Source organism: Spirosoma gilvum, assembly GCF_054776815.1.
In genome coordinates this window covers 142,877-154,942 of sequence record NZ_BAAHBH010000016.1, presented here as the reverse complement: position 1 = coordinate 154,942, position 12,066 = coordinate 142,877, and the positions used below count along the sequence as shown (strand labels likewise).

Sequence of the window (12,066 nt, the reverse complement as noted above, 5' to 3'; positions counted from 1 at the left end):
TTGAAACCACTACCGTCCTGAAAGATGCCGCTTCGGCTTCGATCTATGGAGCACGGGCCGCTTCGGGTGTGATTGTCATCACCACCAAGAAAGGTCAACGTCGGGCTCAGAAGCTGAGCGTGAGCTACGATGGTCTGTATGGCGCTACCGATCCCGGCAAGAGCTTACCGATCCTAAACCCACAGGAGCAGGCCGACTGGACCTGGCAGGCCCGTAAGAATGACATCTACCAGGGCACCTACCCCACCAACGATTTCAAAGGCTTAGCCGGTGGTCAGTATGGCGAAGGGGCTACACCCGTATTACCTGATTACCTGCTGGTGGGTAGCCGTTCGGGTTTGTCGGCTTCGCAGGTGGATTTGACCGCGGAAGCCGCCAAGTACAACGTCAACTCGGCTAACGGCGCTATTTATAACGTCATTCCGTCGAACAAGGCAGGCACCAACTGGTACAAAGAGATCACCCGGGTTGCTCCCCTGATGCGCCACAACCTTGGTTTCTCGGGTGGTACCGAATCGAGTCGGTACTACATAGCATTGGGTATGCAGCAGCAGGCCGGTATCGTTATTTTTAATGACTACTCCCGTTATACCCTGCGGGCCAATACCGAGTTTGACGTTACCAAGAAGCTCCGCTTTGGCGAAAACTTCCAATTGGCGTATATCCGTACTAAAGGTACGCTGGGGGGTGTTGGTAGCATTCTGGGTAACTCGACCAACAACAACTCGTCGTCGTCGTCGGACGAAAATGAAGTATTGACCGCATTCCGTACCCCACCGATTATTCCGGTGTATAACTCGTTTGGTGGCTATGCGGGTACGGCCGCTCCGGGCTTCAACAACCCTCACAATGCCGTAGCTGACCGCCAACAACGGGCTAATGACAGCAATTTCAACATTTTCGGGTTCGGTAATGCCTACCTGGAGTATGATGTGATTCCATCGCTGACCCTGCGCAGCAGCCTTGGTGGAGCCTATTACACCAGCTACGCAAATAGCTACGGTCGGGTGCAGTACGAAAACTCGGAAAACAACACGACTTACACCTATAGCGAAGGTGCTGGCTACGGACTCACTTGGACCTTTACCAACACGGCCCACTTCAAGCAGAAGTTTGGCATTCATGACATCGACGCTTTGGCTGGTATCGAAGCCTTGAATACGGGCGCCGGACGGAATATCAACGGCTCGGGTCAGAATCCCTTCTCGACCGATCCCAACTACGTAACCATCAGCACCACCACGCCGGGTGCCACTCGCCAGGTGGGCAGTGGCTATGGGCTGGGTAATAAGTTCTACTCGCTGTTCGGTCAGGTGCGCTATACCTATAATGATAAGTACATCATCACGGGCGTCGTGCGTCGGGATGGTTCCTCGCAGTTTGCCGCTTCGAACCGCTACGGGGTATTCCCGGCCGTGTCGGCCGCCTGGCGTCTGTCCTCGGAAGAGTTCATGAAGAACCTGCCCTGGGTATCGGATCTGAAAATTCGGGGGGGGTATGGTACCATGGGTAACTCCAACTTCCTGAGTGCCACTAACCAATACAATTTATATGGGGGCGATGCCAGCCAGGGATACGATATCAATGGAACCAACAACTCGATTGCATCTGGTTTCTATCGTACTCAGATTGGAAATGCTACGGCCAAATGGGAAACCAACGTGACCAGCAACATCGGTATCGACGGAGCCTTCTTCAACAACAAACTCGAAGTGGTGCTTGATTTCTGGCGCCGGGATACCAAGGACCTGCTCTATCAACTGGCCCTACCCGGCGTAGTCGGTGTGCGGTCGGGGGCTCCCTTTAAGAACCTGGCCAGCATGCGTAACGAAGGGATCGACATCCTGGTCACCAACCGGGGTAACATCAGCAATGGCCTTTCGTATGAAGTAACAGCCATTGCCGGTTTGCTCAACAACAAGATCATATCAATCGACCCGCTGGTGCCTTACTTCTACGGTGGGGGTACCCGTCTGAGCGGTAACGTGGTTCGTAACGAGCCCGGTCATGACCTGTCCTCGTTCTACGGCTACAAAGTGATTGGTCTGTTCAACAGCAAGGAAGAAGTAGCCGCTGCCCCAACGCAGGAAGGCGCGGGTCCTGGCCGTTTCCGCTATGCTGATACGGATGGCAACGGTAAAATCGATGCCAACGACCGGCAGTACCTGGGTAGCCCCATTCCGAAGATGACGGGTAGTATCACCCTGACCTTGAAGTACAAAGGCTTCGATCTGAACACCAACCTGTACACTTCCCTGGGCAACAGCATCTTCAACAACCAGCGCTGGTTTACCGACTTCTATCCTTCGTTTACGGGGGCCGCTGTTAGTGCTCGGGTAAAAGATTCATGGCTGCCAGACCATACCAACACGACGGTGCCCATTTTCGAGAGTGCGTCCAACTTCAGCACCAACACCCAGCCTAACTCCTACTACGTCGAGAACGGCTCGTATGCGCGGATGCAGTACCTGACCCTGGGGTATACACTCCCATCGACGATCCTCAGCAAGGCAAATCTGAACCGGCTGCGTATATCGTTGTCCGCTACGAACCTGTTCACCATCACCAAGTACAGCGGTCTTGACCCAGGTGTAGGTGGCTCGGCTGATACCAACTTTGGCATCGACATCGGAAACTATCCGGTACAACGTGGCTATAACGTAGGCCTAAGCTTCGGTTTCTAAGCTTAGCAAGATACAACCCAGTGACTCCTGTTCGTTTATAGATTAACTTAAGTACAAACAAAAAAGAGTCACTGGGTTATTGAAAAGACTCTTATTCCTTATCATTTCTAAGGCATATACGCACAATGAAAACACTGATTACCAAAGGCACGCTGACCGCCATCATGCTGACGGCCGTCTCCTTTGCCTGTTCTGACAAATTCCTGGAAGTGCCCGCCACCGGACAGCTTTCCAGCGCCCAGCTGACCACCAAAGCGGGTCTGGATGGACTGCTGATGGGCGCCTACGCCCAGCTCAACGCCCGGGGCTTCTCCCAGTCGGCCTCTTCCTTCAACTGGGTACGGGGTAGCGTATCGGGGGGCGAAGCCAACAAAGGCTCCAACTCGGGCGACTTTAACGCCCTGACTCCCTACGAGACTTACCAGCTGCTGCCCTCCAGTGGCGAGGTCAACGCCAAGTGGAATGCCATGTACGAAGGCGTGGCCCGCTGCAACTCCGTGCTCCGCTCGCTGGGCACAGCCGGTTCCGATGTCACAGCGGCTGACAAAACTGAGTTACAAGCCGAAGCTCGCTTCCTTCGTGGTCACTATTACTTCGAGCTCAAACGCAACTTCAACATGGTGCCCTTCATCGATGAGACCGTCGACTATGGCACCGGCATCGAGAAAGTAGCTAACAACGCAGACATCTGGCCTAAGATCGAAGCCGATTTCAAGTTCGCTCAGGACAACCTGCCTGCTACGCAGTCGTCGGTGGGCCGGGCCAACAAGTGGGCGGCTATGTCGTATTTGGCCAAGACGTACCTCTACGAGAAGAAGTATGCCGAAGCTAAGGCCCTGTTTGATCAGGTCATCGCCAGTGGGGTCACCAGCAATGGCTTGAAATACAAATTGCTGGACAGCTATTCGGACAACTTCAATGCGGCTAAAGACAACGGTTCGGAGTCGGTATTCGCCATCCAGGCGGCTGCCAACACGGGTAACTCCGACAATGCTAACCCCGATCTGGTCCTGAACTTCCCTTACAACACAGGTTCCAACGGTCCGGCCGGTTGCTGCGGTTTCTTTGCGCCTAGCTTCGATCTGGCTAACTCTTTCCGGGTGGACGCCAAAGGCCTGCCCCTGCTGGATGGTTCGTATAACACGGGTGCTAACCAGCTCAAAACCGATCAGGGTATTGCCTCGAGTGCCGCCTTCACCCCCGATGCAGGTCCGGTGGATCCTCGTCTGGATTGGTCAGTTGGCCGTCGGGGTATCCAGTACCTGGACTGGCAGCCTCACCCCGGTCTGGACTGGATTCGTGACCAGAGCTTTGCGGGTCCTTACTCCCCCAAGAAGTTCGTTTTCTACAAGTCGCAGGATAAAGTGCTGACCGATGGTAGCTCGTGGACGGATGGTTACTCAGCCATCAACTACAACATCATCCGTTTTGCTGATGTGCTGCTGATGGCAGCTGAGTGTGAGGTCGAAGTAGGTAGTTTAGCGACCGCTACCAACTATGTCAACCTGGTTCGCACGCGGGCGGCCAACCCAGCGGGTTTTGTTACCCAGGGTGGCAAACCAGCGGCCAACTACGTGATCAGCAACTACACCTCGTTTGCCGACAAGGCGACGGCTCGGGCAGCGGTCCAGTTCGAGCGGAAGCTGGAGCTATCGGGCGAAGGCCACCGGTTCTATGATCTGGTTCGTTGGGGTACAGCGGCTACGGTGCTGAATTCGTTCCTGGCTTACGAAGGCAAGCTGTTGCCAACGGCTTACTCGGGGGCTAAGTTCACGGCGGGCAGAGATGAGTATCAGCCTATTCCACAGACCCAGATCGACTATCAGGGTAAGGATGTACTGGTACAAAATCCTGGCTACTAAGTCTTTTTATCCGTATTCATTCAAAAGCCCGGTCTACCTTGTAGACTGGGCTTTTTTATTTTCTACTAATTCGCGATGCATTCCTGTATTCACCCATACTAAACATATGATTAGGATAATTCCGGGTTATTCGCTTTACGGAATCTCCTTAAACTGAGTTGATCATTAGATAGAAAAGCATTTGGTAACGCATAAACTATTGTACTTATCTCATAATTTTAAAAATTATTTAGGGATTTCAGTCGCTTAATTGACTATACATAAACAGAGACACTCAACTCAATGAATTCACGGCTAACCGATGTTGAATTGACTTATTTTCTCAAAGAGGGCGACAAAAAAGCCTTTGAGGAAATATACAATCGCTATTGGTATAAGCTATTTTGTGTAGCCTATCACGAAACAGGCAACCGGGAAGATGCTGAAGAATTGGTACACGACTTATTTGAATCACTCTGGAACAAACGGCAGCAAGCGACTATTCAGCACCTGAGCTCCTATCTGGTTGTATCGATCAAACACCTTTCGACCAATTACATCAAGTCGAAAATCACGCAACGGCGGTATCAGGAATACCTTATTCTCCACGAATTGCATCAGGCTGAGCTGACTGACGAAACGGTCCAATTTTCCGATCTGTCGAAAGCCGTGGAGGAGGTCATGAAAAAATTACCGGAAAAGACCTGCGAGGTGTTTAAGCTAAGCCGCTTCGAAAATCAGCCCGTAAAAAGCATTGCCCGGCAACTTAACCTATCCGAAAAGGCTGTTGAGTACCACATTACTAAGTCGCTCAAAGTACTTCAGGAGCAACTCCGGATTTATCAGAACTGATCCGCGCAAACACACCATCGCATGAACCAGTACGATTTCGATAAACTGATCGAGAAATACCTCGCCGGAGAAACCAGCCCCGACGAAGAAACGCTGATGCGCGAGTGGTCGGATCGAATGATTGAGCAAAGTCAGCTTACACTAAGCCCTACCGAAAAGCAGGCGCTTCAAACCCGCGTCTGGAAACGCATCTATAGCAATACATTAGGTCAACAACCTTTTCTGGTTCGATATGGTTGGTTTCGAATCAGCGCGGTTGCCGCTTCTATCCTACTTTTTATCCTCGCAGGTTTCTTCATTAATCAACAAGTAAATACGCATCAACTAACCAGCGCAAAAGCGGAAAAAGGGGCTGAGCCGAAGGGGAACATAACCATAAAAAATACCTCGAATAAAGCGGAGAAAATCAGTCTGAAAGATGGCAGTTATGCCCTGCTCAGCCCTCGTAGTACACTAAGTTACCCTGAACAGTTCGGCAATAAAACGCGGGAAATTTATCTCCAGGGCGAAGCTACCTTCGAGGTTACTCACGACACCTCCCGTCCGTTCATCGTTCATACCGGCAATCTGGTTACGCAGGTACTCGGAACGCGTTTTACCGTGAAGTCCTACGAAGAGGATAAGTCGATTGAAGTGCGGGTAAGCCGAGGAAAAGTATCGGTGTACGAGGCTACTGAGAAATCCGACGGCAATCGTGATGGCGTCATTCTGATTCCCAATCAGAAAATAACGTTCGACAAAGTCTCGCAGAAACTGACACCTGGGCTAATCGAAACACCCCAAATGGTAGTACCGCCCGAAAGCAAAACCCGTTTTGTGTTCGACCGGGTTCCGCTGGCACAGGTACTGACTACACTCAGCAAGGCCTATAGTATTGAATTTATCGTTGAAAACCAGGCCTTAAACAAATGTGCTTTCAACGGCGACCTCAACGATTTGCCACTCTATCTGCAGCTCGATCTGGTTTGCAAATCGCTAAATGCCACTCACGAGCGTCGGGGTACTACGATCTTTATTAATGGTGAGGGTTGCCCGAATTAGAAAAATAAACTTAACAAATCAACCTATAGAGTTAATATACTGGTAATATCCGTGACCCTACTTTTGCGGGATGAAACAACCTATCGCGCTTTAAGATTGCCCTCTGACGCTCAATTTGCCCAATTACTCATCACTTTTTTTCATGAACATCGTATTATTATGACGAGACAAATCTACCTAAAACAGGTTTTGTGGAACGCCATGAAGACAACGCTTGTCCAGTTGCTCCTCTTCGTTTTCTTCTATGGCCTGTCGTTCGCCCGCGACACGCAGGCTCAGGAAATTCTGAACAAGGAAGTCACCCTGAAAATGGAATCGGTCGAGATCTGGAAGATCCTGAACCGGCTCGAAAAACAGACCGATGTTAAGTTTGTCTACAGCACCAACAGCATCCGGGCCGACCAGAAACTATCGGTCAATGTATCGAACGGAAAACTTTCCAAAGTGCTGGATGAACTGCTGAGTCCGCTGCGTATTTCGTATGAAGTGGTCGGCACACGGATTCTGCTGCGTAAAAAAACGATTGAAAACACCTCATTTTCCCTGCCTTCCATCAACACACTTACCATTCCTACCGACGCCAGTGCCGACCTGACCATCACGGGAACCGTCAGCGACGATAAAGGCGAAGTCCTGCCGGGGGTTAGTGTAGTGGTCAAAGGAACGCAACGTGGCACGACGACCGATGCCAAAGGGCAATACCGAATTTCGGTGCCCGATGGTAAAGCAACCCTTATCTACTCGTTTGTAGGCTATTTGTCGCAGGAAGTGCTGGTAGGGAATCAAAGCACGATCAGCCTGACACTCAAGGCCGATTCCAAATCGCTGGAAGAAGTGGTGGTAGTCGGTTATGGTACGCAAAAGAAAGTGAACCTCACCGGTGCTGTCGATCAGGTGACCAGCGAAGTACTGGAAAACCGGTCACTACCCAACTTATCGCAGGGGCTTCAGGGCACGATTCCGAACCTCAACCTGACGATGGGTGACGGGAAACCCATTCAGTCGCCGACTTTCAACATTCGGGGTACGACCTCCATTGGACAGGGAGGGAGCGCACTGGTGCTGATCGACGGTGTTGAAGGTGATCCCAGCCGCTTAAATCCCAATGACGTAGCCAGTGTGTCAGTTCTGAAAGATGCCGCTTCGGCCGCTATTTACGGAGCACGGGGCGCGTTCGGCGTGGTGCTGATCACGACCAAAAGCCCAACCAAAGACCGGACCAGCGTAACGTATTCGGTTAACCGCTCGATCAAAAGCCCAACCTCGGTTCCCAACTTTGTCACGAACGGCTACACATTCGCCAAGATGTTTAATGAAGGCTGGTCGGCCTGGAACGACTATGCACAGACTCCTCAGAACATCAACAAGACGGTCAAATTCTCGGCTGCTTACCTGGCCGAGCTCGAACGCCGGAACAACGACCCCAGTCTGGCGAAGACCATTGTCGATCCTACAACGGGTGAATATGTGTACTACGAAAACACCGACTGGTATGGCGAACTCTACAAGAAAAGCCTGAGTGCCACCGAACATAACCTGTCGTTTTCGGGGAGCAGTGGCAAGGCTGATTTTTACGTAACGGGTCGCTATTATACGCAGGATGGCCTGTTTAAGTACAATTCGGACGACTATAGGATCATGAGCTTACGGGCCAAGGGCTCTATCCAGCTCTACCCCTGGTTGAAAATCACGAACAATGCCGATTTCTCGTCGATGAAGTACCATAATCCATTGAACGTGGGCGAAGGCGGTGGTATCTGGCGGAACATTTCGGATGAGGGCCACAACAATGCGCCGATGTTTAACCCGGATGGAACGCTCACCTACTCGGCAGCTTATACGGTTGGTGATTTCTGGTACGGTAAAAACGGCATCAACATGGACCGTCGTGTATTTCGCAACACGGCTGATTTCGCGACAAATTTCTTCGATGACAAATTCCGTGTCAAAGGCAATTTCACGTTCCAGACCACCGACAACGACGAGTTTCGGACACGGGTGCCCGTGCCTTACAGTCGCAAACCGGGCGTAATCGAGTATGTTGGTACTAACTACAACGATCTGCAAAATCTGTATCGGCAGACCATCTATACGGCCACGAACCTATACGCTGAATATGAACCTCGCTTTAGTCCCAATCATTACCTGAAAGTGCTGGCGGGTTATAACTACGAACACTCGAATTTCCGCCGGCTGGAAGTTGTTCGCAATGGACTAATCTATTCCGATGCGCAGGACATTAGCCTGGCACTGGGGCAATCCATTTCGACTAGTGGCGGTATGGAAACCTGGGCTATTCTGGGTGGCTTTTATCGGTTGAATTATGCATTTAAAGATCGGTATCTGCTCGAACTGAACGGTCGGTACGATGGCTCGTCGAAGTTTCCGTCCGATCAGCGTTACGCCTTCTTCCCATCCGTATCGGCCGGTTGGCGGGTATCGAATGAATCGTTCTGGAAAGTATCACCGAAAGCCATTACTGACCTGAAAATCAGAGCATCGTATGGCTCGTTGGGCAACGGCAGCATTGCATCCTATGCATTCCAGGAACAGTTTAGCATTTCGCAGTCGAGCCGTATTCTGAACGGTGTAAAACCCCAGAAAACCGGCCAGCCAACCGTTCTTCCCGACGGTCTGACCTGGGAAACCTCGACTACCTCTGACCTCGGTATCGATCTGGCCATGCTCAACAATCGACTGACGTTTACCGGCGATGCCTACATCCGCAAAACAACGGGTATGTTTACCGTAGGCATGACCCTGCCCGCCGTATTTGGCACCGACGTTCCAAAAGGGAACTATGCCGACCTGACCACCAAAGGTTGGGAGGCTGTGCTGACCTGGCGGGATAAATTCTCGGTAGCCAGTAAGCCATTCAACTACGAAGTACGGCTGACCATGGCCGACTACTCGGCAACTATCGATAAGTTCAACAACCCGAACCGACGGCTCAGCGATTATTATGTAGGCCAGCGAGTGGGCGAAATCTGGGGTTACGAAACGGCCGGTTTCTTTACCTCGACCGATGATGTGGCGCAATCACCGAAGCAAAATCTGTACAAAGCATCCAACACCGGCCAATGGCTTCCGGGCGACATCAAGTTCCGCGACCTGAATGGTGATGGCGTAATCAGCTACGGCGACAATACCGTTGACAATCCCGGCGACCGACGCATTATTGGCAACTCCACTCCCCGCTACACCTATGGTATTATGTTGGGCGCCGACTGGAATAACTTCTTCTTCTCGTCGTTCCTGCAGGGCGTTGGACATCAGGACTGGTGGCCAGGTGCCGAAGCCAGCATTTTCTGGGGTCAGTACAACCGTCCGTATAACAAACTGCCGGAGTGGCAATTAGGCAAAATCTGGTCGCCCGAAAATCCAGATACCTATTTGCCCCGCTACCGTGGGTATGTATCGCAGAACAGCGCGGGCGAACTATATCAGGCCCAGACCAAATATTTACAGCGAGTGGCTTATCTGCGCATGAAAAACATCCAGATCGGCTATAATCTTCCTCGCAACCTGATTCGGAAAATCGGTATGAACAGTGGACGCGTGTTCTTGTCGGGCGAAAACCTGCTGACCTGGTCGCCTTTGTACAAGCTCACCCGTGACATCGACATTGAAAATATTGGCGGATCGGACCGGGTTCTCACGGATGGTACGAACGGAAACGGTAACAACTACCCGATTCTGAAAAGTTACACCCTGGGTATATCGGCCACTTTCTAACCTACAAAACGACATAAATTATGATTACTCGATATAGCTGGCTTTTTCTGATAGCCCTTTTTCTGATCGGCTGCAACGAGTTGGAGCAGGTACCCCAATCAACGGCCTCTAAAGGAGCTGTTTTCAGCAGCACCAGCGGTCTGGATTTATACGTAAACTCCTTTTACGATGGATCAGCGACGGCTGTCTTTCCGGGAGCCAGCGACATTCACGAAGGCGATCAGATGGCCGATTATGCCGTTCGGACCCAGGTGCCTGACTTTTTGCGGGCGGGTGCTTATGGCCCACAACAAAGTACCGGCTGGGACTGGCGTCAGTTGCGCAACATCAATTATTTCATTGCCAACCTGAATAGCCCGTCCATTTCAGCGACCGACCAGCGGCATTATCTGGGTCTGGCCCGTTTCTTCAGAGCCTGGTTCTATTTCGAGAAGGTGAAGCGGTTCGGCGATGTGCCCTGGATCAACAAGGCGATGGGCGTTTCGGACCCGGATCTATACGATTCCCGCGACCCTCGTGCCATGGTGATGGATTCGGTACTGGCCGATATTAACTATGCCTGTGAGAACATCAAAACGACCAATGACAATACCCGTAGTCTGGTTACAAAATATGTGGCTTATGGCTTCAAATCGCGCATTTGCCTGTTCGAAGGCACCTTCCGAAAATACCGGACCAGCTACAATCTGGGCAGCACAGCCGATAAGTGGCTGAATGAGTCCGTCAGTGCAGCCGAAAAAGTGATGAAGGAAGGCGGTTTCAGCATCAATGAAACGGGTGGCACCGATAAGTCGTACCGGCAGTTGTTTACCAGCACCACACCCGTTACCAACGAGATCATGCTGGCTTACATCTGCGACGCAACCCTGAGTGTGTATAACGATGCCAACTGGTGGTGGACAAGTGCTACCTACGGAGCCCGGGTCAGCTTAAACCGTACGTTCGTCAACACCTATCTGAACATCGATGGTACGCCGTTTACGTCGAAACCCGGTTATGAGACGATGACATTTATGCAGGAAACCAAAAACCGGGATAAGCGCCTGCAACAGACCATTCGGACGCCCGGATACACCCGTACCAACGGGGGCGCAGTGGAAGCAGGACCGCCGGTTTTCTCCTACACCTATACGGGCTACATGCCGATCAAATGGTCGCTGGACGATGTGTATTATGATGGCGGTTCGCGGAATATCAACTCCATCAGCATGATGCGTTACGCCGAAATCCTGCTCAACTATGCCGAAGCCAAAACCGAACTGGGAACAATCACCAACGAGGATTGGGCCAAAACGGTAGGGGCGTTGCGGAAGCGGGCTGGCATTACGTCGGGTTTAACCACATTGCCAACCACAGTTGATCCCTATCTACAGGCCAATTACTTCCCCGGCATTTCGAATCCAGTCCTGCTCGAAGTTCGTCGTGAACGGGGTATTGAGCTGGCGCTGGAAGGATTCCGCTTCGCCGATATTATCCGCTGGAACCGTGGTCAGTTGATGGAGCAACAGTGGAATGGATTCTACGTACCGGCACTGGACACACCGATGGACCTCAACGAAGACGGCAAACCTGATGTGGTGTTCTACAAAGTGAAGCCAGCCACGACCATCGCAGGCGTTACGTACGTCAACGTAGCCGAAACGGTGAACGGTGTTGCCAATCCACAGCGACTGAAAAATGATACTTATGGCGAACTGACCTGGCTTACAAACATCTCCCGCAAATGGGACGACAAGTTTTATCTTTACCCCATTCCGTCGAACGACCTGTTGATTAACCCTAAATTAGGGCAAAATCCAGGTTGGTAGGGTAGTCACCTCACCCCCTGCCCCCTCTCCTACAACAGGAGAGGGGAACTCAAAGCCCACGTTTCTCCCCTCTCCTGTTGTAGGAGAGGGGGCAGGGGGTGAGGT

At 51.6% G+C, this 12,066-nt stretch carries 6 protein-coding genes; all 6 read left to right on the top strand.

The features are described from left to right. Nucleotides 1-2,684 (top strand): SusC/RagA family TonB-linked outer membrane protein (locus tag ACYVFD_RS31810; protein WP_461094651.1); only part of this gene is annotated, 2,684 nt, incomplete at its 5' end. Between the two features lie 125 nt (nucleotides 2,685-2,809). Then, the gene (locus ACYVFD_RS31805) at nucleotides 2,810-4,546 is read left to right on the top strand and encodes a RagB/SusD family nutrient uptake outer membrane protein (RefSeq protein ID WP_461094650.1); all 1,737 of its coding nucleotides are present in this window, start codon (nucleotides 2,810-2,812) and stop codon (nucleotides 4,544-4,546) included. Nucleotides 4,547-4,828: 282 nt separating this feature from the next. Beyond that, nucleotides 4,829-5,377 carry an RNA polymerase sigma factor gene (locus ACYVFD_RS31800; protein WP_461094649.1) on the top strand — a complete coding sequence of 183 codons (549 nt, stop codon included), beginning with the start codon at nucleotides 4,829-4,831 and terminating at the stop codon, nucleotides 5,375-5,377. A 21-nt stretch (nucleotides 5,378-5,398) separates the two neighbouring features. Next, entirely contained in the window at nucleotides 5,399-6,418 is a 1,020-nt protein-coding gene (locus ACYVFD_RS31795) for a FecR family protein (protein WP_461094648.1), read from the top strand. 159 nt (nucleotides 6,419-6,577) lie between these two features. Beyond that, nucleotides 6,578-10,153, top strand: coding sequence for a TonB-dependent receptor (locus tag ACYVFD_RS31790; RefSeq protein WP_461094647.1), 3,576 nt, complete (start codon nucleotides 6,578-6,580; stop codon nucleotides 10,151-10,153). A 20-nt stretch (nucleotides 10,154-10,173) separates the two neighbouring features. Continuing rightward, nucleotides 10,174-11,961, top strand: a complete 1,788-nt coding sequence (locus ACYVFD_RS31785) for a RagB/SusD family nutrient uptake outer membrane protein (RefSeq protein WP_461094646.1) — start codon at nucleotides 10,174-10,176, stop codon at nucleotides 11,959-11,961. Nucleotides 11,962-12,066: the final 105 nt, after the last annotated feature.

Coding starts and splice junctions, on each gene's coding strand:
- ACYVFD_RS31805 (WP_461094650.1), top strand. CDS start 2,810: ATGAAAACACTGATTACCAAAGGCACGCTGACCGCCATCATGCTGACG.
- ACYVFD_RS31800 (WP_461094649.1), top strand. CDS start 4,829: ATGAATTCACGGCTAACCGATGTTGAATTGACTTATTTTCTCAAAGAG.
- ACYVFD_RS31795 (WP_461094648.1), top strand. CDS start 5,399: ATGAACCAGTACGATTTCGATAAACTGATCGAGAAATACCTCGCCGGA.
- ACYVFD_RS31790 (WP_461094647.1), top strand. CDS start 6,578: ATGACGAGACAAATCTACCTAAAACAGGTTTTGTGGAACGCCATGAAG.
- ACYVFD_RS31785 (WP_461094646.1), top strand. CDS start 10,174: ATGATTACTCGATATAGCTGGCTTTTTCTGATAGCCCTTTTTCTGATC.